This window comes from Pectobacterium araliae (assembly GCF_037076465.1).
Lineage (GTDB): Bacteria > Pseudomonadota > Gammaproteobacteria > Enterobacterales > Enterobacteriaceae > Pectobacterium > Pectobacterium araliae.
Genome location: NZ_AP028908.1, coordinates 4,211,474 through 4,234,222 on the forward strand (window position 1 = coordinate 4,211,474; position 22,749 = coordinate 4,234,222).

General features: G+C 52.2%; 17 protein-coding genes and 1 riboswitch. Of the genes, 8 read left to right on the forward strand and 9 right to left on the reverse strand.

Annotated features, from left to right (window positions below; genetic code table 11):
* Positions 1-19 precede the first annotated feature (19 nt).
* From nfi to nudC, 3 genes are all read right to left on the reverse strand, one after another.
* Complete coding sequence (nfi, locus tag AACH44_RS19130; RefSeq protein WP_261850002.1) at positions 20-709, reverse strand: deoxyribonuclease V; 690 nt, start codon at positions 707-709, stop codon at positions 20-22.
* A gap of 15 nt (positions 710-724) precedes the next feature.
* A complete protein-coding gene (hemE, locus tag AACH44_RS19135; RefSeq protein WP_261850001.1) occupies positions 725-1,789 on the reverse strand; it encodes a uroporphyrinogen decarboxylase in 1,065 nt (354 codons plus the stop codon).
* A 117-nt stretch (positions 1,790-1,906) separates the two neighbouring features.
* Positions 1,907-2,689: an NAD(+) diphosphatase gene (nudC, locus tag AACH44_RS19140; protein WP_261850000.1), complete on the reverse strand. Its 783-nt coding sequence runs from the start codon at positions 2,687-2,689 to the stop codon at positions 1,907-1,909.
* 108 nt (positions 2,690-2,797) lie between these two features.
* On the opposite strand from nudC, the gene rsd reads away from it, so the two are divergent.
* From rsd to thiH, 7 genes are all read left to right on the forward strand, one after another.
* Positions 2,798-3,259 carry a sigma D regulator gene (gene rsd / locus AACH44_RS19145; protein ID WP_261849999.1) on the forward strand — a complete coding sequence of 154 codons (462 nt, stop codon included), beginning with the start codon at positions 2,798-2,800 and terminating at the stop codon, positions 3,257-3,259.
* A gap of 122 nt (positions 3,260-3,381) precedes the next feature.
* Positions 3,382-3,536, forward strand: a riboswitch (TPP riboswitch).
* Between the two features lie 113 nt (positions 3,537-3,649).
* Positions 3,650-5,629: a phosphomethylpyrimidine synthase ThiC gene (gene thiC / locus AACH44_RS19150; RefSeq protein ID WP_261849998.1), complete on the forward strand. Its 1,980-nt coding sequence runs from the start codon at positions 3,650-3,652 to the stop codon at positions 5,627-5,629.
* Positions 5,626-6,267 carry a thiamine phosphate synthase gene (gene thiE / locus AACH44_RS19155; RefSeq protein WP_261849997.1) on the forward strand — a complete coding sequence of 214 codons (642 nt, stop codon included), beginning with the start codon at positions 5,626-5,628 and terminating at the stop codon, positions 6,265-6,267. Before thiC ends, thiE begins: the two co-directional genes overlap by 4 nt.
* A gap of 1 nt (position 6,268) precedes the next feature.
* On the forward strand, positions 6,269-7,063 hold the full coding sequence (locus tag AACH44_RS19160; protein ID WP_261849996.1) for a HesA/MoeB/ThiF family protein: 795 nt from the start codon (positions 6,269-6,271) through the stop codon (positions 7,061-7,063).
* Positions 7,044-7,244 (forward strand): sulfur carrier protein ThiS, encoded by a 201-nt coding sequence (gene thiS, locus AACH44_RS19165; protein WP_261849995.1) that lies wholly within the window; start codon positions 7,044-7,046, stop codon positions 7,242-7,244. The genes AACH44_RS19160 and thiS overlap by 20 nt, the downstream gene beginning before the upstream one ends.
* Before the next feature lies 1 nt (position 7,245).
* Entirely contained in the window at positions 7,246-8,031 is a 786-nt protein-coding gene (locus AACH44_RS19170) for a thiazole synthase (RefSeq protein WP_261849994.1), read from the forward strand.
* Complete coding sequence (gene thiH / locus AACH44_RS19175) at positions 8,028-9,149, forward strand: 2-iminoacetate synthase ThiH (protein WP_261849993.1); 1,122 nt, start codon at positions 8,028-8,030, stop codon at positions 9,147-9,149. Before AACH44_RS19170 ends, thiH begins: the two co-directional genes overlap by 4 nt.
* 384 nt (positions 9,150-9,533) lie before the next feature.
* Here thiH and AACH44_RS19180 read toward each other — a convergent pair whose 3' ends face one another.
* A complete protein-coding gene (locus AACH44_RS19180) occupies positions 9,534-10,970 on the reverse strand; it encodes a PLP-dependent aminotransferase family protein (RefSeq protein ID WP_261849992.1) in 1,437 nt (478 codons plus the stop codon).
* A gap of 230 nt (positions 10,971-11,200) precedes the next feature.
* Here AACH44_RS19180 and AACH44_RS19185 point away from each other — a divergent pair, with 230 nt between their 5' ends.
* On the forward strand, positions 11,201-11,335 hold the full coding sequence (locus AACH44_RS19185) for a DUF1127 domain-containing protein (protein WP_261850008.1): 135 nt from the start codon (positions 11,201-11,203) through the stop codon (positions 11,333-11,335).
* Between the two features lie 82 nt (positions 11,336-11,417).
* Here the strand turns inward: AACH44_RS19185 and shiA are convergent, their stop codons facing one another.
* From shiA to rplJ, 5 genes are all read right to left on the reverse strand, one after another.
* The gene (gene shiA / locus AACH44_RS19190; RefSeq protein ID WP_261849991.1) at positions 11,418-12,815 is read right to left on the reverse strand and encodes a shikimate transporter; all 1,398 of its coding nucleotides are present in this window, start codon (positions 12,813-12,815) and stop codon (positions 11,418-11,420) included.
* A gap of 195 nt (positions 12,816-13,010) precedes the next feature.
* Positions 13,011-17,234, reverse strand: a complete 4,224-nt coding sequence (gene rpoC / locus AACH44_RS19195) for a DNA-directed RNA polymerase subunit beta' (RefSeq protein ID WP_261849990.1) — start codon at positions 17,232-17,234, stop codon at positions 13,011-13,013.
* A 106-nt stretch (positions 17,235-17,340) separates the two neighbouring features.
* Entirely contained in the window at positions 17,341-21,369 is a 4,029-nt protein-coding gene (gene rpoB / locus AACH44_RS19200; RefSeq protein WP_261849989.1) for a DNA-directed RNA polymerase subunit beta, read from the reverse strand.
* Positions 21,370-21,695: 326 nt separating this feature from the next.
* The gene (gene rplL, locus AACH44_RS19205; protein ID WP_005970331.1) at positions 21,696-22,061 is read right to left on the reverse strand and encodes a 50S ribosomal protein L7/L12; all 366 of its coding nucleotides are present in this window, start codon (positions 22,059-22,061) and stop codon (positions 21,696-21,698) included.
* Between the two features lie 66 nt (positions 22,062-22,127).
* A complete protein-coding gene (rplJ, locus tag AACH44_RS19210) occupies positions 22,128-22,625 on the reverse strand; it encodes a 50S ribosomal protein L10 (RefSeq protein ID WP_005970333.1) in 498 nt (165 codons plus the stop codon).
* Positions 22,626-22,749: the final 124 nt, after the last annotated feature.

Below are 22,749 nucleotides of genomic sequence, written 5' to 3' on the forward strand. Positions count from 1 at the left end.
TGCCTGAATTCCTAAAGTTTTACGACAATACGCTAGCCGCTTGCAGCCGCTGCCAACGCACAAATGCGGGACGATTCGATGCGACAGCATCAGCCCAACGGGTCGGCTCCGGTAAACGGTAGCCGCGCATACAAGATTGCACCCAGTGCAATGCACTATCCTGACTGATCCGATGCCCTGTTGCCACAAACAGCGGATTACAGCGCGCTTTGCTACGCCATACCCAACCAATCTGCTCACTCTTATCCAGCAAGGGCTGTTGGCTACCGACACTCTCAGCCAACGGCTCAAATCGGCCACAAAGCCGACTTTTCGCCACGCCAATCGTGGGAATGTCAACGAGCAGACCAAAATGGCTGGCAACGCCGAGACGACGCGGATGGGAAATCCCATGCCCATCGACAAACAGCAGATCCGGTTTCTGTTCAAGCAACGCCCACGCAGCGAGCAGCCCAGGACATTCACGAAACGAAAGAAAGCCGGGGATATAGGGCATTGTCGTGCTGATACGCGCAATCCTGTATTCTACCAGTTCTAACGAAGGATAGCGCATTACCGCAATTGCGGCGCGAGTGACCGAACCTTCTTGCTCAAAGCCAACATCCGCGCCCGCGATAAACGCAGGCTGTTCAAAAGGTAGATCGTCGTACCGAATCACATCAGAAGCGCGGGCCAGCTGTTCGGCCCGCAGCTGTTGTGTATCAATCACATCACCTCCTGTGAATCATGCGTGATAAGCGCGGGACAACCGATGCACGGCCTCAACAAAAACGCCCGCATGCTCCGGCGGCACATCCTGATGAATGCCGTGGCCCAGATTGAAAATATGTCCATTGCCTTGCCCAAACCCAGCGAGGATCGAGGCGACTTCCTGCTCGATCCGTGCCGGATCGGCATATAACATTGAGGGGTCCATATTTCCCTGTAGCGCAACTTTATCGCCTACACGACGGCGTGCATCGGCAATGTCACTCGTCCAGTCCAGCCCCAGCGCATCGCAGCCTGTTGCTGCCATCGCCTCCAGCCACTGCCCTCCGCCCTTGGTGAAGAGCGTCACGGGCACTCGGCGACCTTCATTCTCGCGCTGTAAACCATCCACGATTTTATGCATGTAATGCAGGGAGAACTCTTTGTAGTCTCGTCCACTCAGCGCGCCACCCCAAGTATCGAACACCATCACCGCCTGCGCACCCGCGCGAATCTGCGCGTTGAGATAAAGAATGACGCTATCTGCCAGTTTATCCAGCAACAGGTGCAGCGTTTTAGGCTCAGCGAACATCATTTTCTTGATGACGGTAAACGCCTTGCTGCTACCGCCTTCCACCATATAGGTGGCCAGTGTCCACGGACTACCCGAGAAACCGATAAGCGGCACGTCACCGGCGAGGTTTTTACGGATCGTCCGCACCGCGTTCATCACATACCCGAGTTCCTGTTCTGGATCGGGAACAGGCAGTTTAACCACATCGGCATGCGACGTGATGGGAGAGTGAAAACGTGGACCTTCCCCCGCGTCAAAATAAAGCCCTAAACCCATGGCATCAGGGATAGTGAGAATGTCAGAGAACAGGATCGCAGCGTCCAGCGCATAACGCCGTAAAGGTTGTAGTGTGACTTCACACGCCAGCTCTGCATTTTTGCACAGTGACATAAAATCACCCGCCTGCGCACGCGTTGCCTTATATTCCGGTAGATAGCGCCCCGCCTGACGCATCATCCACACCGGGGTGACATCGACAGGTTGGCGCAATAACGCCCGCAAATAGCGATCATTTTTCAGGTCGGTCATGTTCTCTTCCTTTCAGCCTCACGACGGTTCTATACCAGATAGATGTGATGAAGCGGATGCGTTATAAAACGAACGTGTTATGAAACCAACACATTAATTAGCGTAAATAGTACCACGTCAGCCTTCGTTCTCGTGATGAGCACGGCACAACACTACTGTATCTTCGATAAGTCGACGTGCCACGGTGCCCAGCGGAGGCAACAGCGGAAGTTGGTCATAGCGGAACCAGTCTGCGTCACGCAACTCTTTCGGATCGTGCTTGATGTCTCCACCCGCATAATCGGCTGTAAATGCCATCATCAGCGAATGAGGGAATGGCCAAGGCTGCGAACTCACGTAACGCAGGTTTTTTATCTGAATTTGGCTCTCTTCCATCACCTCACGTACAACCGTCTGTTCTAGTGTTTCGCCCACTTCCACAAACCCAGCCAGCACGGTGTACATGTTCCCGCGATGCCGATTATGCTGCGCTAGCAAAATTTCATCACCACGGCGAATCGCGACGATGATACAAGGCGCGATCTGCGGATAATAGCGTTCTCTGCAGTGGTGACATAAGCACGCCAGCTCCGTTTTGCTCCGCACCATTTCATGGCCGCAGTAACCACAAAAGCGATGGGAGCGATAGAATTCAGCAAGTTGTACGCCTCGCCCCGCCAGTTGGAATAAGCCCGCGTCTTGATCGAGCAGTTGGCGAACCGATACCATGCCAGTATCCCGCCCCTGGCAAACCAGCCAGACAAGCTGCCCTTGCCATTCACCGATTTGACGAGCTACTTTCCCCTGTAACGACCACGCCGTCGCCGTTCCGCGCGGTAATTCTCCTTGGGGTAGCCAGATTTGTACTGCATCGCTCACTACCCACCAGCCGGTTTCATCACCTTTTAGCGTCTGTTCCATATCTTTTTATTGCTCCACTGCCACTTCACTGGCATTTTACATTCAGAGTGATTACATAAGTTTTATAACTGGGATTTCAGTTATTTCTTACCGTTCACGGAGTCAACAATGCTAAACCAGCTACAAAGTCTGACTGAATACGTTGGTGGCAATAATGCGTTAATCGACCAATGGCTACAAGCGCGTAAGCAGCTTCTGGTGGCTTACTATCATCTGGTTGGCATCAAGCCGAACAAGGAAACGCTTTCTCTTTTGGATGAAGAGGCATTGGATAATTTTTGCCAGAATCTGGTGGACTATCTTTCTACTGGGCACTTTCATTTATACGAAAAGATGCTGCATGAAGCCGCGACGCACAGCGAACAAGTCTTAGCGCTTTCCACCCAGCTCGACCTCGCCCTGCAAAATAATACGCAGCAAATTATGACGTTTTACGATAGCCATCTGGCGGCAGCCATTGACCATGATAACTGCCTCGAATTCCAGCAGGCACTTTCCAGCGTCGGCGAAGCATTAGAAGAGCGTTTTACGTTAGAAGACAACATGATCAAGCAGGTTTACGATAACTAGTCGTCATTTGACGTTATTTAAGAACATCATCACACACTGGAAAGGCAAAAGCGGCACGCTTTGACATCCGCGTTTTGCCGACATACAGTGTAGGGGTTTTATTGACCCGTTTAACAGACGGGCAAATCTTGTCGGAGTGCCTAGCGTGCTCGTGTTTTGTTTTACGAAATCAATCGTTATGACGAAACTTATGAGCGCACAGGCTGAGACCGTTAATTCGGGATCCGCGGAACCTGATCGGGTTAATACCTGCGAAGGGAACAAGAGTAATGCACTTCATTGAGCCCAAGGCTGTGTATTCCCACATACCTGCTCTGACGCTCAATATCATTATTACTCCCTCCGGCTCCAGACAAGCAATCTTCCCTTTACGTCTTACAGGAACTTGCTATGTCTACAGAACCCTTGTCTATAAAAACCTCGTCGGTAAAGACAGAGTTATCTACAGCATCCAAATCTGGTCGCCGTGAACAGCGTGCCGCCGCCCAGCAGTTTATTGAAACCTTACAGGGAACCGCCTTTCCCAATTCCAAACGCATTTACCTTACAGGCTCACGTGACGACATCCACGTACCGATGCGGGAGATTCAGCTTAGCCCGACGTTACTTGGCGGCAGTAAAGACAACCCCCAATACGAACCCAATGAGCCAATCCCGGTTTACGATACGTCAGGGCCTTATGGCGATCCGGCTGCGCAACCCGATGTCCGCGTTGGGCTAGCGAAGCTGCGCGCCAGCTGGATTGCAGAACGTCACGACACCGAAGCGTTATCCGGCGTCAGCTCCGACTTCACCCAACAGCGTCTGGCGGATGCGGGTCTGGATCATCTGCGTTTCGAACACCTGCCACGTCCGCTGCGTGCCAAAGCAGGAAAACGCGTCACCCAGCTCCACTATGCGCGGCAGGGCATGATTACGCCTGAAATGGAATTTATCGCCATTCGCGAAAATATGGGACGCGAGCGTATCCGCGGCGAGGTGCTACGCCAGCAGCATCCGGGGCAAAGTTTCGGCGCTCTCCTGCCGGAAAACATCACGCCGGAATTTGTCCGTCAGGAAGTGGCTGCCGGGCGTGCCATTATTCCCTCAAACATCAATCACCCCGAATCGGAACCGATGATTATCGGCCGTAATTTTCTGGTGAAGGTTAACGCCAATATCGGCAACTCCGCCGTGACATCTTCCATCGAAGAAGAAGTGGAAAAACTGGTCTGGTCTACCCGCTGGGGCGCGGATACCGTGATGGATCTCTCGACTGGCCGCTATATTCACGAAACGCGCGAGTGGATTCTGCGTAACAGCCCCGTACCCATCGGGACAGTACCGATCTATCAGGCGCTGGAAAAAGTGAACGGCGTGGCGGAAAACCTGAACTGGGAGATGTTCCGCGATACGCTGCTGGAGCAGGCGGAACAGGGCGTGGACTATTTCACCATCCACGCGGGCGTGCTGCTGCGCTATGTGCCGATGACCGCCAAACGCCTGACTGGCATCGTCTCACGTGGCGGTTCCATTATGGCGAAGTGGTGCCTGTCGCATCACAAAGAGAGCTTCCTGTACGAACATTTCCGCGAAATTTGTGAAATCTGTGCGGCTTATGACGTCGCGCTGTCGCTGGGTGACGGCTTACGTCCCGGCTCCATTCAGGATGCCAACGACGAAGCCCAATTTGCCGAACTGCATACGTTAGGTGAGCTGACCAAAATTGCCTGGGAATATGACGTACAGGTGATGATCGAAGGCCCCGGCCACGTTCCGATGCAGATGATCCGCCGCAACATGACCGAAGAGCTGGAACACTGCCACGAAGCGCCATTCTATACGCTCGGCCCGCTGACGACCGATATCGCACCGGGTTACGATCACTTCACCTCTGGCATCGGTGCTGCCATGATCGGCTGGTTTGGCTGCGCGATGCTCTGTTACGTCACACCGAAAGAGCATCTTGGTTTGCCGAACAAAGAAGACGTCAAACAGGGGCTGATTACCTATAAGATCGCCGCCCATGCCGCCGATCTGGCGAAAGGCCATCCCGGCGCGCAGATCCGTGATAACGCCATGTCAAAAGCGCGCTTTGAATTCCGCTGGGAAGATCAGTTCAATCTGGCGCTCGATCCGCAAACCGCACGCGCCTACCACGATGAAACGCTGCCCCAGGAATCCGGCAAAGTCGCCCACTTCTGTTCCATGTGCGGCCCTAAATTCTGCTCGATGAAAATCTCACAGGAAGTACGCGACTACGCCGCGAAACAGGAAGCAGAAGCCAAACCAGTTGAAGTGGGTATGGCGCAGATGTCGCAAGAATTCCGCTCGCGCGGTAGCGAGCTTTATCACAGCGCCACCAGCCTACAAACCGAGGAAAGCAAATGACGGGCTCGACGCCTTTTGCCCCAACGGCACAGCGGCTGGGGCTTTATCCCGTCGTCGATAGCGTGGAGTGGATCGAGCGATTACTCAGCGTCGGGGTGAACACGATCCAGCTCAGGATCAAAGATCGGGCAGATGAACAAACCGAAGCCGATGTGATCCAGGCGATCGCATTGGGTCGCCGCTATCAGGCGCAGCTCTTCATCAATGACTACTGGAAATTAGCGGTAAAACATCAGGCATACGGCGTACATCTGGGTCAGGAAGACCTGGATACTGCCGATCTGGCCGCCATTAAAAAAGCGGGTCTGCGCTTAGGCGTCTCTACGCATGACGATCGTGAACTGGCACGCGCGGTGGCGATCAATCCGTCCTATATTGCGCTGGGGCATATTTTCCCCACGCAAACCAAGGATATGCCATCAGCGCCGCAGGGGCTGGCTGAACTAACGCGGCACATAACCGATCTGCAAGACCGTTTTCCTACAGTTGCAATTGGCGGCATCAGCATCGACAGAGTACCTGCGGTGCTGGCAACGGGCGTCGGCAGCATTGCCGTCGTCAGCGCCATTACTCAGGCACCAGACTGGCGGCAGGCCACCACGACGCTGCTCAAAATGATTGAAGGACGGGAGGCATGACATGGTAACGACTCACCATCCAGCGCCTGCCGGACTGAGCGATAGCGAATTCATGCGCTATAGCCGTCAACTGATGCTGGAGGATATTGGCCCGGAAGGTCAGGAGAAACTCAAAGCCGCCCGCGTTCTGCTGGTTGGGCTGGGTGGGCTGGGGGCGCCCGCCTCGCTCTATCTGGCTGCCGCTGGGGTCGGCACGCTACTGCTTGCCGACGATGACTCACTGCACATCAGCAACCTGCAACGCCAGATTCTGTATCGCACCAGCGACACCGACAAACCCAAAGCCGTGTTGGCGCAGCGTCAGCTACAGGCATTAAATCCGCACTCAGAAGCGATTGCGATTACCGAAAGGCTCAGCGGTGACACGTTATACAGCGCCGTCAGCCGCGTCGATGTCGTGCTGGATTGCAGCGACAACATGGCCACTCGCCATGCGGTTAACGCTGCCTGCTTTAACGCCGGCAAACCGCTGATCAGCGGGAGCGCCGTCGGTTTCAGCGGCCAACTCGCTGTTTTCACACCGCCTTATCACGCCGGCTGCTACGCCTGCCTGTACCCCGATACGTCCGAACCACAGCGCAACTGCCGCACCGCCGGCGTGCTGGGTCCGGTGGTTGGCGTGATTGGTACGCTTCAGGCACTGGAAGCGATCAAACTGCTGGTCGGTATACCGTCCGCGCTAGACGGCAAGCTGAGGATGTTCAATGGTAAACAGCAGAGTTGGAACACGCTCCAGCTGACGCGTGCGCCCCATTGCTCGGTATGTGGAGGGGTGCATGAAAATCACGCTGAATGATGAACCCTTTGAATGCCCAGAAGCCACCACGGTTGAAGCACTGCTGAGCCAGATCAATCGGCTCCAGCCTGGCACAGCGCTGGCCATCAACCAAACCATTATCCCGCACGCCACCTGGTCACAGCATCAGGTGCAAAACGGTGATGATATTTTGCTTTTTCAGGCAATCGCGGGAGGATGACATGCTGCACATTGCCGATACGACATTAACTTCACGGCTGCTGACCGGCACTGGGAAATTCGCCACGCCAGAATTGATGCTGGCAGCACTTGAGGCTTCTGGTTCTCAGTTAGTCACCATGGCGATGAAGCGCGTTGATCTGAACGGCGGCAACGACGCCATTCTCGCCCCGCTACGCCAGCTCGGTATTAAGCTGCTACCGAATACCTCAGGGGCCAAAACCGCAGACGAAGCCATTTTTGCGGCCCGACTGGCGCGAGAAGCGCTGGGCACTCGTTGGCTGAAACTGGAAATTCATCCCGATGTGAAATACCTGCTGCCCGATCCGATCGAAACCCTGAAAGCCGCCGAACAGCTGGTAAAAGAGGGATTCACGGTGCTGCCCTACTGCGGTGCCGATCCTGTGTTGTGCAAACGGTTGGAAGAAGTCGGCTGCGCGGCAGTGATGCCGCTGGGCTCGCCGATCGGCTCCAATCAAGGACTGCAAACGCGTGATTTTCTCCGCATCATCATCGAACAGGCGCGCGTTCCGGTGATTGTCGATGCGGGCATTGGTGCGCCCAGTCATGCGGCCGATGCGCTAGAAATGGGAGCCGATGCTGTACTGGTCAACACAGCCATCGCGGTTGCCCGCGATCCTGTGGCGATGGCACACGCATTCAGACTGGCAGTCGATGCCGGTGGGCTTGCTCGTCAGGCCGGTCTGGGAAGTAAGCAGTTTGTCGCCAGCGCCACCAGCCCGCTCACCGGTTTCCTGCATCAGCAAACGGAAGGGGCGGAGCGATGAGCGTCGATTTCCAAACCGTCTGGGAACAGCTCGACTGGGATGACCTAACGCTGTGCATCAACGGTAAAACCGCACGTGATGTCGAGCAAGCGCTTGCTGCACCACACCTAACGCGTGACCATTTTATGGCGCTCATTTCACCTGCCGCCAGCGCCTATCTGGAACCGCTAGCCCAGAGGGCACAGCAGCTCACCCGCCAGCGCTTCGGCAATACGGTGAGTTTCTATGTGCCGCTATATCTATCCAATCTGTGCTCCAACGACTGCACCTACTGCGGCTTTTCGATGAGCAATCACATCAAGCGAAAAACGCTGGATGAGGCAGAGATCCTACGTGAATGCGCCGCCATCAAGGAACTGGGGTTTGAGCACCTGCTGCTTGTGACTGGCGAACACCAGCGTAAAGTAGGAATGGATTATTTTCGTCGCGTCTTTCCACTGATCCGACCGCTCTTCAGTTCGCTGATGATTGAAGTTCAGCCGCTGTCGCAAGACGAATATGCCGAGTTGAAAACGCTGGGGTTGGATGGCGTGATGGTCTATCAGGAAACCTATCATCCGGCGACCTACCAACTGCATCATCTAAAAGGACAAAAGCAGGATTTCCATTGGCGACTCGCCACGCCGGATCGACTTGGTCGTGCGGGGATCGACAAGATCGGGCTGGGCGCGTTAATTGGCCTGTCCAATAGCTGGCGAACCGACTGCTACATGGTCGCGGAACATCTGTTGCACTTACAGCAGAGCTACTGGCAGAGCCGTTATTCTATCTCGTTCCCTCGTCTGCGCCCCTGTACGGGTGGCATTGAACCGGCGTCGCTCATGGATGAAGCGCAGCTCATGCAGGTCATTTGCGCATTCCGGTTGCTATCGCCGGATATTGAACTATCGCTTTCCACACGTGAATCGCCTTTCTTTCGCGATCATGCCATTCCTATCGCGATTAACAACGTCAGCGCATTTTCCAAAACCCAGCCGGGTGGCTACGCCGACGACCATCCTGAACTGGAACAGTTTTCACCGCATGATTCGCGACGCCCTGAAGATGTAGCGCAAGCCATCATACGAGCAGGCCTCCAGCCTGTATGGAAAGACTGGGACGGTTATTTAGGCAGGTAGTCATTGAGCGGGTAACGCGGCGATATGCCTGATATTGGTCACTTAAGCGTGAAGTGAGAGGGAAACACGGTGATGAGGTTCCCGCAGGGACACCTCACACCGTGGTAGCCTTCGCATCTCGGGTATGGGCGATACGTATGATTTGGGAGGCGGTTCGCAGGCCGAAATGAGAATTACATAGAAGACAACATTCTCAGGATCGCGCTTCGCAACATGAAATTCACCCTATCGTCACTGATTTCGGTAAAGAATACAGTAGCGTCGTTGGCAAGCCTGAGCGTTACTAAGCTTGTTGACCGGAGCCGTTTGCCACTTATCGGTTCTGCACATCAACCCGCCGATACGGGGCTTATCCTTACCCGTATCGGCCCTTCCCTAAAATTATCAGGGTGCGTTCTGGTCAGGAAAAGTGTGCATCATCTTCGCGACTTCGTTGCCCACAATGCGCAGCCCTTCTCTCATTTCTTCCGTAAAGCGATTGGCATAATTGAGTCGAATACAATTGCGATATTTTCCTGAGGCGGAGAAGAGCGAACCCGCGGCTATCTGTATGCCTGCTTTTCTGACCTCACGACTGAGCTTGAGCGAATCAAAATACTCGGGCAGCTCAATCCACATCAGAAAGCCCCCCTGGGGACGGCTCACACAGATGTTTGACGGAAAATACTCACGCACCCAGCAAGTAAACGTACTCAGATTGGCTTTGTATTGGGCGCGCATCCGGCGTAAGTGAGGCTGATAGTGTCCCTGACGAATAAATTCCGCCACAGCTAGCTGGGGCTGCACCACTGTCGATCCCGTGCTGATGTACTTTGTATGAATCACCCGCTCCAGATAGCGCCCCGGAGCAATCCAGCCAACGCGCAAACCGGGAGCCAGGTTCTTGGAAAACGAGCTGCACAAGAGTACACGTCCATCTTCATCAAATGATTTTATCGCGCGGGGACGCGGATATTCATAAGCCAGCTCGCCATAGGCATCATCTTCAATAATCGCGATATCAAAATGCTGCGCCAGCGTCACCAGCGATTTCTTACGGGCGTCCGGCATGATGAAGCCAAGCGGATTGTTACAGCTCGGCACCAGAAGTACGGCTTTGATCGGCCACTGATCCAGCGCCAGCCGCAACGCTTCAAGACTGATCCCTGTTACTGAGTCGGTTGGGATCTCGATCGCTTTGATATCCAGACCACGAAGGATCTGCATCGTACCCGGAAAAGCGGGGGATTCAACAGCCACGATGTCGCCAGGCTGGCAAACGGCGCGAACGGCAACAAATAAGGCTTCCTGACATCCTGTCGTGATCACAATATCATCTTGCGTCAGTTGGCAGCCGCAGTCGACAGTAAGACGGGCAATCTGTTCACGCAACGCAGGTACGCCATATACGCTGTCATATTGCAGAATGCGGGCGTCCTGATATTGGCAGAGGCGGCTCATCTCTTTCCACAGCGGCTTAATGGTCGGCTGGCTCACATCTGGCATTCCGCTACCAAACTTCAGCACATTAGTTTCCAGACGCACGTTCACCAGCTCCAGCACCGATTCCCACTGCGTGATTTCAACCGGACGTTGGGCAGGACGCGTCAGCGCGGGTACAGGCGGCGTTGCCTTGCGCGGCGTGACAAAATACCCCGAACGCGGCTGCGGCATAATCAACTGTCGGGTTTCCAGCAGATGATAGGCTTGCTGTACGGTACTGATGCTCACACCATGTTCTGTACTGAGTGCTCGAACGGAAGGCAGGCGCTCTCCACTTTGATATAACCCTTGTTCAATCCGCTGCTCTAACAACCCAGCAAGGTGTTGATAACGCGTCATCAGTATCGTTCTCCATCATGATTCACAGCCGTAACCAGTACAGATTAAAATAAAAATCACCATTCAGATGCAATATCACACAATCTGTATGCTAAAAAAATGGATTTTTTGCATCTGTATTGAAAATACCTTTCACCTCATCATAGCGATCATTCACTGGTGAGGGGGAAAATATGGAATTTCATGAGAATCGATCACAAAAACCGTTCCGCGAGTCACCGTTCTGGCTCATGCTGATTTTGCCATACCGCTTGTGGAAAGCCTGGCGGATAAGGACACAAACACTGAAAATACTACGGAACATGAGTGATAACGGGCTTAAGGATATCGGGCTGAAGCGAAGCGATCTCGATCGATTTAGATAACATAACGACAAAAAACAGTAAAAATATTGCCGATACAGATAGTGCATCTGTATCGGTACGCGGGATTAAAAAGATGGAGAGTTTAGTGAGGTAAAGTGTCCGCCGATTTTGCTTTCATCTGCATTCCAACAACCGCCGATAGCAGGCAGCCAATGGCAAGATAGGCCGCCACCGCGTGCCATGAACCATCCATAAACTCCACCAACAGAACGGCGATAAAAGGCGTAAACCCGCCACCGACTACGCTGGCGACCTGGTAACCCACGCCAGCTCCGCTATAGCGGTACGCCGTACCAAATAGTTCGGTAAACATCGGCTGCTGTACGCTAACGATCATATCGTGAGCAGCATTCGCCAGCATGATGGCAAAGAACAGAATTATCAGCGTGTTATGACTTTCCAGCGCCATAAAGAATGGCACTGCACTCACCGCTCCAATCAACGCGCCAGTCACATAGATACGACGGCGGCCAAAGCTATCTGCTAGGTAAGCAAAGAAAGGAATGGACACGCAGCTAATCGCCCCCACCACCAGCCCAATATTCAGAAAAATATCCCGTGATAGCCCAAGATGAGTGGTGGAGTAATTGAGTGCAAATGCGGTGACGATATACATCGTCAGTAGCTCACCCAGCCGTAGTGCAATAATCAGTAAGAATGCTTTCGGATGCTGGCGCAGTGCTTCCATGATTGGGAATGAACGCAGTTTGTTTGCTCTTTCTCCCAACGTTTTATTTGCCTCAAACTCCTGAGACTCATCCATCCCGTTGCGCACCCACCAGGCAATAGCAACCAGAATCAGGCTGAATAAGAACGGTAGACGCCATCCCCAGGTGGTAAATTCTTCATTGGTGGTCAAATTACTCACTACCGATACCGATCCAGTTGCCAGCAACAGCCCGACACCAAAGCCAACCTGAACACCACTGCTGTAAAACGCTTTCTTTTTCTTCGGTGCACTCTCTACTGCCAATAGTGCCGCACCGCCCCATTCGCCACCAACCGCAAAGCCCTGAATTGCCCTCAGCGTAACCAGCAGCACTGGCGCCCACCAGCCAATAGAATCAAACGACGGCAATAGTCCAATCAGCGCAGTAGAAATACCCATCATCCACACTGTAATCATCAACATCCGTTTACGACCCAGCTTGTCGCCGAAATGACCAAATACCATGCCGCCTAACGGGCGGAACAAAAAACCAACACCGAACGTACCAAACGCCGCCAGCGTCCCCATCGTCGGGCTGACCTGCGGGAAAAATTCGGTATTAAATACAAGAGCGGCAATAATTCCGTACAGTAAGAAATCATACCAGTCGACAACGGCACCCACAAAACTGCCCCAGGCCGCACGCTTTGCCCGATGTTGAGAATGTCTTACTGATTGTGTTTGTAGGGATTTATCGGAAGAAAGCGAATCATCCTGATGGGGTAATGAGCCGCCAGGCTGTGAGACTGTTGGCGTAGTTAAGGTGTCCATGTCGGTTCCGTTCTATTTACTTTACACTACTGTACAATAAAAAATTTCTGGAAGATATAAAACGCTGGGAGCGTTTTTTAACAACGCATAGCGTTAACCCGTCAGGGTAGCCGTAAGGAACCCGCCATAAAAAACCCCGACCATAATGGCCGGGGTTCTCGTTATTTACCGCATGGTAGTTCAGCGTACAGAGACTTATTCGTCGTCGCTGCTACCAAAGCCTGCATTCAGCAGCTCGGCCAGGTTAGCAGAAGCTTCATCGGCACTCACTTGAGGCACGACTGGCGCTTCACCCGCCTGACGGCGGCGCATACGATCCTGGTGGTACGCATAACCCGTACCCGCTGGGATCAGACGACCTACGATAACGTTCTCTTTCAAGCCACGCAGTTCATCACGTTTACCGGCAACAGCCGCTTCGGTCAGTACGCGAGTGGTTTCCTGGAACGACGCCGCAGAAATGAAGGACTCGGTCGCCAGAGATGCTTTGGTGATACCCAGCAGATCGCGGCTGTACGTTGCCGTGATCTTGCCATCCGCTTCCAACTGACGGTTGGCAATCTTGATGCGAGACACTTCTGCCTGTTCGCCTTCCAGGAACTCCGTACTACCCGCGCTAACGATGGTGCCTTTACGCAACATCTGACGAACGATAACTTCGATGTGTTTATCGTTAATCTTAACGCCTTGCAGACGGTAAACTTCCTGAACTTCGTTGGTGATATAACGCGTTACTGCATGTACACCACGCAGACGCAGGATATCGTGCGGAGACTCTGGGCCGTCAGAAACAACGTCACCACGTTCCACCACTTCACCTTCGAACACGTTGAGCTGACGCCATTTCGGAATCATCTCTTCGTAAGCATCGCTGCCATCCAACGGAGAAATTACCAGACGGCGCTTACCTTTGGTTTCTTTACCGAAGGAAATGATGCCGCTGATCTCTGCCAGAATCGCCGGCTCTTTCGGACGGCGAGCTTCGAACAGATCGGCTACGCGTGGCAGACCACCGGTAATATCTTTGGTACCACTGGATTCTTGAGGGAGACGCGCCAATGTATCACCGGCACCAATCTGCACCCCATCTTCCAACTGAACAATCGTTTTACCCGGCAGGAAGTATTGAGCAGGCATATCAGTACCTGGGATCAATACATCTTCACCTTTACCGTCAACGATTTTCAGTGCTGGACGCAAGTCTTTACCGCTACCAGTACGCTCTGCGCTATCCAGAACGACGATAGAAGACAAACCAGTCAGTTCGTCGGTCTGGCGAGTAATGGTCTGACCGTCAATCATATCAGCAAAGCGGATGAAACCGCTTACCTCGGTCACCACTGGCATGGTATGCGGATCCCAGTTTGCGACAGTTTCGCCACCGCTAACTTCTGAGCCGTCACCCTTCGCCATCACTGCACCGTAAGGCACTTTATAGCTTTCTTTAGTACGTCCGAATTCGTCGATCAGTTTCAGTTCGGTATTACGTGAAGTAATAACCAATTTACCGTTGCTGTTCATAACGAACTTCGCGTTGTTCAGTTTCAGGCTACCCTTGTTTTTCACCTGAATGCTGGACTCCGCAGCCGCACGCGATGCCGCACCACCGATGTGGAACGTACGCATGGTTAACTGTGTACCTGGCTCACCGATGGACTGTGCCGCGATAACCCCGATAGCCTCACCTTTGTTGATGATATGACCACGAGCCAGATCGCGACCGTAGCAATTGGCACACACGCCAAAGTCGGTTTCGCAACTTACCACTGAACGTACTTTAACGGCGTCAACGGAGTTCTCTTCCAACATGTCACACCACTGCTCGTTCAGCAGTGTGTTACGTGGAACCAGAATATCCGCGGTGCCCGGTTTGATCACGTCTTCAGCCGTTACACGACCCAGTACGCGCTCACGCAGTGGTTCTTTAACATCACCACCCTCGATAACCGGCGTCATCATGATACCTTCATGGGTACCACAATCGTCCTCGGTCACAACCAGATCCTGCGCGACGTCAACCAGACGACGAGTCAGATAACCGGAGTTCGCTGTTTTCAGTGCGGTATCCGCCAGACCTTTACGCGCACCGTGCGTCGAGATGAAGTACTGGAGTACGTTCAAACCTTCGCGGAAGTTCGCGGTGATCGGTGTCTCGATGATGGAACCATCAGGTTTCGCCATCAGACCACGCATACCCGCCAGCTGACGAATCTGTGCCGCAGAACCACGCGCACCGGAGTCGGCCATCATAAAGATGCTGTTGAAAGAAACCTGCTGCTCAACCACGCCATCACGGTTAACCACATTCTCAACGGACAGGTTTTCCATCATCGCTTTCGCAACACGTTCGTTCGCCGCGGCCCAGATATCGATCACTTTGTTGTAGCGTTCGCCCGCGGTAACCAGACCAGACTGGAACTGCTCCTGAATCTCGGCAACTTCGGTTTCGGCTTCTTCGATAATCTCGGCTTTTTTCTCCGGGATAACCATGTCATCGATACCTACGGAAGCACCAGAGCGCGCTGCATAAGCAAAACCGGTGTACATAGTCTGGTCAGCGAAGATAACTGTCGGTTTCAGACCCAAAATGCGGTAACAGGTGTTCAGCATTTTGGAGATCGCTTTCTTGCCCAGAGGCTGGTTAACAATCGAGTACGGCAGACCTTTCGGTACGATCATCCACAGGATAGCGCGGCCGATAGTCGTATCGATAATCGATGTCTGATGTGTAACATCGCCTTCGATACTCTTGATCTCTTCCGTGATACGCACTTTAACGCGCGCATGCAGAGAGGCCAGACCGGCACGATAAACACGTTCAGCTTCTTTAGGACCCGTGAGCACCATGCCTTCGCCTTTGGCGTTAACACAGTCACGCGTCATGTAATACAGGCCCAATACCACGTCCTGAGAAGGAACGATGATTGGCTCACCATTCGCAGGAGACAGGATGTTATTGGTCGACATCATCAACGCACGCGCTTCCAACTGGGCTTCCAGCGTCAACGGTACGTGTACAGCCATCTGGTCACCATCGAAGTCGGCGTTATAGGCCGCACAAACCAATGGGTGCAACTGGATCGCTTTACCTTCGATCAATACCGGTTCAAACGCCTGGATACCCAAACGGTGCAGTGTTGGTGCACGGTTCAGCAGTACCGGGTGTTCGCGGATAACTTCGTCCAGAATATCCCATACGACGGCTTCTTCACGCTCAACCATTTTCTTGGCGGCTTTGATGGTGGTAGCAAGACCACGCAATTCCAGCTTGCCGTAGATGAATGGTTTGAACAGCTCCAGTGCCATTTTCTTCGGCAGACCACACTGGTGCAGACGCAGGTATGGACCAACGGTGATTACGGAACGACCGGAGTAGTCAACACGCTTACCGAGCAGGTTCTGACGGAAACGACCCTGTTTACCTTTGATCATATCAGCCAAAGATTTCAGAGGACGTTTGTTAGAACCGGTGATCGCACGACCGCGACGGCCATTATCCAGCAGGGCATCAACCGCTTCCTGCAACATACGTTTTTCGTTACGTACGATGATATCCGGCGCAGCCAGATCCAGCAGACGTTTCAAACGGTTGTTACGGTTGATCACGCGACGATACAGATCGTTCAGGTCGGAAGTCGCGAAACGGCCACCATCCAGCGGAACCAACGGACGCAAATCTGGTGGCAGTACTGGCAGAACGGTCAGGATCATCCACTCTGGCTTGTTACCAGACTGTACGAATGCTTCCAGCAGCTTAATGCGCTTAGTCAGCTTCTTACGTTTGGTTTCAGAGTTGGTTTCGGTCAGCTCTTCACGCAGCTGCTCGCATTCCTGCTCCAGATCCATGTTCTTCAGCAGAGCCTGGATCGCTTCGGCGCCCATTTTCGCGTCGAACTCATCACCAAACTCTTCCAGCGCATCCAGATACTGCTCTTCAGTCAGGATCTGACGGCGCTCAAGGTTGGTCATGCCGCCTTCAACCACGACATAAGATTCAAAATAAAGCACGCGCTCAATATCACGCAGCGGCATATCTAACAGCAAACCGATACGGGAAGGCAGTGACTTCAGGAACCAGATGTGCGCAGTCGGAGAAGCCAGCTCGATGTGACCCATACGCTCACGACGTACTTTAGTTTGGGTCACTTCAACGCCGCACTTCTCACAAATAACACCGCGGTGTTTCAGGCGCTTATATTTACCGCATAAGCACTCATAATCTTTTACTGGCCCAAAGATACGGGCACAGAAAAGGCCGTCACGTTCAGGTTTGAACGTACGGTAGTTGATGGTTTCTGGCTTTTTAACTTCACCAAAAGACCACGAACGGATCATGTCTGGCGAAGCCAGAGCAATTTTGATCGCATCAAACTCTTCGGTCTTAGTTTGCGCTTTCAGAAACTTTAATAAGTCTTTCACGGATTGGCTCCTGTCGGAGTTAGACCTGATAGACACCTGATCTATGCCGTTAACAACATAGTTCAGGTGTCCCTATGACGAATGCCAGCAATACAACGAGCTGGGATTACTTTTCTTCCAGCTCGATGTTGATACCCAGCGAACGGATTTCTTTCAACAATACGTTAAAGGATTCCGGCATGCCTGGTTCCATCTGATGATTGCCATCCACGATGTTCTTATACATCTTGGTACGGCCGTTCACGTCATCAGACTTAACGGTCAACATCTCTTGCAGGGTATAAGCTGCACCATAAGCTTCCAGCGCCCACACTTCCATCTCACCGAAGCGTTGACCACCGAACTGCGCCTTACCACCCAGCGGCTGCTGAGTAACCAGGCTGTAAGAACCGGTGGAACGAGCATGCATCTTATCGTCAACCAAGTGGTTCAGTTTCAGCATGTACATGTAGCCCACGGTAACCTGACGCTCAAATTGCTCACCGGTACGGCCATCGTACAGGGTAATCTGACCGGAGGTAGGGATACCGCCCATCTGCAACAGTTCCTTGATTTCTTTCTCTTTTGCACCGTCGAATACTGGCGTTGCAATTGGCATACCTTTCTTCAGGTTTTCAGCCAGACGCATAACTTCTTCGTCTGAGAAAGTGCTCAGGTCGACTTTTTGACGCACATCGTCGCCCAGATCGTAGGCTTTCTGGATAAATTCACGCAGCTTAGTCACTTCTTCGTGCTGCTTAAGCATGGCGTTGATTTTCTCGCCAATACCTTTTGCAGCCATACCCAAGTGGGTTTCCAGAATCTGACCAATGTTCATACGTGAAGGTACGCCCAGCGGGTTCAGTACGATATCGACCGGCGTACCGTTCTCATCGTAAGGCATATCTTCGATCGGGTTGATCTTGGAGATAACACCTTTGTTCCCGTGACGACCTGCCATCTTGTCACCCGGTTGAATCTGACGTTTAACGGCCAGATAAACCTTAACGATTTTCAGCACACCTGGTGCCAGATCATCGCCTTGGGTGATTTTACGGCGCTTAGCTTCGAGTTTTTTCTCAAACTCGTGCTTCAGTTCGTCATACTGTTCTGCAAGCTGTTCCAACTGATTCTGCTTATCTTCATCAGTCAGACCCAGTTCCAACCAGCGCTCGCGCGGCAATTTGTCCAGTTTGTCAGCTTCTACGCCGCCAGAAATCAGCACTGCGTGGATACGTCCAAACAGACCCGCTTCCAGAATCTGCAGCTCTTCAGTCAGGTCTTTCTTCGCCTGCTTCAACTGCATTTCTTCGATTTCCAACGCACGTTTGTCTTTTTCCACGCCATCGCGGGTAAAGACCTGTACATCGATAATCGTACCGGAAACACCGTTTGGTACACGCAAAGAAGAGTCTTTAACGTCAGACGCTTTCTCACCGAAGATCGCACGCAGCAGTTTTTCTTCTGGCGTCAACTGGGTTTCACCTTTCGGCGTCACCTTACCAACCAGAATGTCACCACCGGTCACTTCTGCACCGATGTAAACGATGCCGGACTCATCCAATTTAGAAAGTGCTGCTTCACCCACGTTCGGAATGTCCGCAGTAATTTCTTCAGGCCCCAACTTGGTGTCACGAGACACACAGGCCAGCTCCTGAATATGGATGGTCGTAAAGCGATCTTCCTGAACCACACGCTCGGAAACGAGGATGGAGTCTTCGAAGTTATAACCATTCCACGGCATGAATGCCACGCGCATGTTCTGACCCAGTGCCAGTTCACCCAGATCGGTGGACGGGCCATCTGCCAGAACGTCACCACGTTCTACCGGCTCACCCAGAGACACACACGGCATCTGACTGATGCAGGTGTTCTGGTTAGAACGGGTATATTTGGTCAGGTTATAAATGTCGATCCCAGCTTCGCCCGGATACATTTCATCGTCATTAACGCGGATTACAATACGCGATGCATCCACGTACTGTACTGTACCACCACGTTTGGCTACGGCAGTTACACCGGAGTCAACCGCAACAGCGCGTTCCATACCCGTACCAACCAGCGGCTTATCAGCGCGCAAGGTCGGAACAGCCTGACGTTGCATGTTCGCACCCATCAAGGCACGGTTGGCGTCATCGTGTTCCAGGAACGGAATCAGGGATGCACCGACGGAAACCACCTGCTGTGTGGAAACGTCCATGTATTCAACCTGATCGCGGCTGAACAAGCTGGACTCACCTTTGTTACGGCAGGTAACCAGTTCGTCGATGAAGCGGCCTTCTTCGTCCAAATTGGTGTTTGCCTGTGCGATAACGAAGTTACCTTCTTCAATCGCAGACAGGTAATGGATCTCATCCGTCACCACGTTTTCACGCACACGACGATATGGGGTTTCAAGGAAACCGTATTCGTTGGTTTGTGCATAAACGGACAGGGAGTTGATCAGACCGATGTTCGGACCTTCCGGCGTTTCGATAGGACAAACGCGGCCGTAGTGAGTCGGGTGTACGTCACGAACTTCAAAGCCAGCACGTTCACGCGTCAGACCACCTGGGCCCAATGCAGAGATACGGCGTTTGTGCGTAATCTCAGACAGCGGATTGTTCTGGTCCATAAACTGTGACAGTTGGCTTGAACCGAAGAACTCTTTCACCGCGGCCGAAATCGGCTTGGCGTTGATCATGTCCTGTGGCATCAGCGTATCGAGGTCGCCCAGAGACAAACGCTCTTTTACAGCACGTTCTACACGCACCAGGCCAACGCGGAATTGGTTTTCTGCCATTTCGCCGACGGAGCGGATACGACGGTTGCCGAGGTGGTCGATGTCATCCACTTCGCCTTTACCGTTACGGATATCAATGAGCTTCTTCATCACTTCGATGATGTCATCTTTGCTCAGGATACCGGAACCTTCGATCTCATCACGCAGCAGAGAACGGTTGAACTTCATACGGCCAACCGCAGACAGATCGTAGCGGTCTTCAGAGAAGAACAGGTTCTCAAACAGCGTTTCCGCTGCTTCGCGCGTTGGCGGCTCACCAGGACGCATCATGCGATAGATTTCAACCAGCGCGCTAAGACGATCGTTTGACGGATCGACGCGCACGGTTTCAGACATGTATGCACCATGATCGAGATCGTTGGTGAACAGTGTCTCAATGCGCTTGTGACCAGACTGGCTCAGTTTCGCCAGCAGATCCAGCGACAGCTCCATGTTGGCTGCGCCGATCAGTTCGCCAGTGCTCTCATCGATATAATCTTTGGACAATATTTTGCCAGCAATATATTCAACAGGCACTTCAATGCGCTCAATACCGTCTTTCTCTAACTGACGAATATGGCGCGCAGTGATGCGGCGACCTTTTTCGATATAAACTTTACCGTTCGCTTCGATATCAAACGACGCGGTTTCACCACGCAGGCGCTCAGGAACCAGATCCATCTGCAATTTATTGCCATTGATTTCATAGACAATTTTATCGAAGAAAAGATCCAGAATCTGTTCGGTGGAATAACCCAGCGCGCGCAGGATAATGGTCGCAGGTAATTTGCGGCGACGGTCAATACGGACAAACAGGTTATCCTTCGGATCAAACTCGAAATCCAACCAGGAACCACGGTAAGGAATAATACGTGCGTTATACAGCACCTTACCTGAAGAGTGGGTTTTACCTTTGTCGCTATCGAAGAACACACCTGGGCTACGGTGCAACTGAGACACGATGACACGCTCAGTACCGTTGATCACGAAGGTGCCGTTATCGGTCATGAGCGGAATCTCGCCCATGTACACTTCTTGTTCTTTGATGTCTTTAACGGTGCCTTCAGGCGCTTCGCGCTCGTAGATCACCAGGCGCAGTTTAACGCGTAGCGGCGCAGAGAACGTGACACCACGAATTTGACATTCTTTAACGTCAAATACTGGTTCGCCCAAGCGATAGCTAACGTATTGCAGCTCTGAATTGCCGCTATAGCTTTTTATAGGGAAAACAGAACGGAATGCAGCTTCCAAACCGTACTGACCTTCCGGGTCTTGCTCGATAAATTTCTGGAACGAGTCAAGTTGGATAGAAAGGAGATAAGGTATGTCCAAAACTTGTGGACGTTTACCAAAATCCTTACGAATGCGTTTTTTCTCGGTATAGGAGTAAACCATAGGGTTCCTCAGCTAGCTGACAAGTCGAACCACTCTGTCTGCCCTAACAAGGACAGTTCATGCAACACTATTTATGTTGGTCGGAAAATAGAGAACTTTCCGTAATACGTCTTTCTATTACTCTTAAACCATTTCGTTGCTCTTGCTTAGGCAAGGAACCTATGCTGGAAAGCAGTATATTAAGTCGTCAATAGAAAAAAATATTGGGTAAATCAATGGCTAAACAGTGTGAAATCCCATTGATGCCCTACAGCGCAAAAAGGCTGGTGACTAAAAAGCCACCAGCCATCAGCCTAGTAAATCAGGCTGCAACCTGAAAGGTTGGCTTATTTAACTTCAACTTCTGCACCAGCTTCTTCCAGTGATTTCTTCAGTGCTTCAGCGTCATCTTTGCTCACGCCTTCTTTCATAACTGCAGGTGCAGATTCAACCAGATCTTTGGCTTCTTTCAGACCCAGACCAGTTGCGCCGCGAACAGCTTTGATTACAGCAACTTTGTTAGCGCCGATAGCTTTCAGTACAACGTCGAACTCAGTTTTTTCTTCAGCAACTTCAGCTGGGCCAGCAGCAACAGCTACAGCAGCAGCAGCAGAAACACCGAATTTTTCTTCCATAGCGGAAACCAGCTCAACAACATCCATTACAGACATAGCGGCTACTGCTTCCAGAATTTGATCTTTAGTGATAGACATAACAATTGTTCCTAAGAATCAGAAATAGTTTATACGTTAGCAAGTACGTTAGAAAAGAAAGTGCTATTACGCCGCTTCTTTTGCATCGCGAACAGCAGCCAGAGTGCGGACCAGTTTGCCTGCAGCGGCTTCTTTCATGGTCGACATCAGACGTGCCAGTGCTTCTTCGTAAGTCGGCAGCGTTGCCAGACGGTCAATTTGAGCCGCCGGGATCAGCTCGCCTTCAAAGGCTGCAGCTTTGACCTCAAATTTTGCATTCGCTTTCGCGAACTCTTTGAACAGACGAGCAGCAGCGCCCGGGTGTTCCAGAGAATATGCAATCAGGGTCGGACCAACAAACGTGTCTTTCAGGCATTCAAATTGAGTGCCTTCAACGACGCGGCGCAGCAGGGTGTTACGAACAACACGCATGTAAACGCCAGCTTCACGACCTGCTTTACGCAGTTCGGTCATTTTATCAACGGTAACGCCACGGGAATCCGCAACAACCGCAGACAGCGCACCTTTGGCCACTTCGCTGACTTCAGCAACAATCGCTTGTTTGTCTTGAAGATTTAATGCCATTAGCTTTTGCTCCTGGATTTAGCCGGAGAAACTCTCCGGAACTCACTTCACTTATCGCCAAAATTAGAGATAAGCGTTGAAACACGGTGAGCAGAATCCAGTAAAAAAATTATTCTTTATAAAA

What these genes read in the sequence shown, in the direction of transcription:
- hemE (WP_261850001.1), bottom strand. Translation starts at nt 1,789, where the DNA reads ATGACCGACCTGAAAAATGATCGCTATTTGCGGGCGTTATTGCGCCAA.
- nudC (WP_261850000.1), bottom strand. Translation starts at nt 2,689, where the DNA reads ATGGAACAGACGCTAAAAGGTGATGAAACCGGCTGGTGGGTAGTGAGC.
- rsd (WP_261849999.1), top strand. Translation starts at nt 2,798, where the DNA reads ATGCTAAACCAGCTACAAAGTCTGACTGAATACGTTGGTGGCAATAAT.
- thiC (WP_261849998.1), top strand. Translation starts at nt 3,650, where the DNA reads ATGTCTACAGAACCCTTGTCTATAAAAACCTCGTCGGTAAAGACAGAG.
- thiE (WP_261849997.1), top strand. Translation starts at nt 5,626, where the DNA reads ATGACGGGCTCGACGCCTTTTGCCCCAACGGCACAGCGGCTGGGGCTT.
- AACH44_RS19160 (WP_261849996.1), top strand. Translation starts at nt 6,269, where the DNA reads ATGGTAACGACTCACCATCCAGCGCCTGCCGGACTGAGCGATAGCGAA.
- thiS (WP_261849995.1), top strand. Translation starts at nt 7,044, where the DNA reads ATGAAAATCACGCTGAATGATGAACCCTTTGAATGCCCAGAAGCCACC.
- AACH44_RS19170 (WP_261849994.1), top strand. Translation starts at nt 7,246, where the DNA reads ATGCTGCACATTGCCGATACGACATTAACTTCACGGCTGCTGACCGGC.
- thiH (WP_261849993.1), top strand. Translation starts at nt 8,028, where the DNA reads ATGAGCGTCGATTTCCAAACCGTCTGGGAACAGCTCGACTGGGATGAC.
- AACH44_RS19180 (WP_261849992.1), bottom strand. Translation starts at nt 10,970, where the DNA reads ATGACGCGTTATCAACACCTTGCTGGGTTGTTAGAGCAGCGGATTGAA.
- AACH44_RS19185 (WP_261850008.1), top strand. Translation starts at nt 11,201, where the DNA reads ATGCTGATTTTGCCATACCGCTTGTGGAAAGCCTGGCGGATAAGGACA.
- shiA (WP_261849991.1), bottom strand. Translation starts at nt 12,815, where the DNA reads ATGGACACCTTAACTACGCCAACAGTCTCACAGCCTGGCGGCTCATTA.
- rpoB (WP_261849989.1), bottom strand. Translation starts at nt 21,369, where the DNA reads ATGGTTTACTCCTATACCGAGAAAAAACGCATTCGTAAGGATTTTGGT.
- rplL (WP_005970331.1), bottom strand. Translation starts at nt 22,061, where the DNA reads ATGTCTATCACTAAAGATCAAATTCTGGAAGCAGTAGCCGCTATGTCT.
- rplJ (WP_005970333.1), bottom strand. Translation starts at nt 22,625, where the DNA reads ATGGCATTAAATCTTCAAGACAAACAAGCGATTGTTGCTGAAGTCAGC.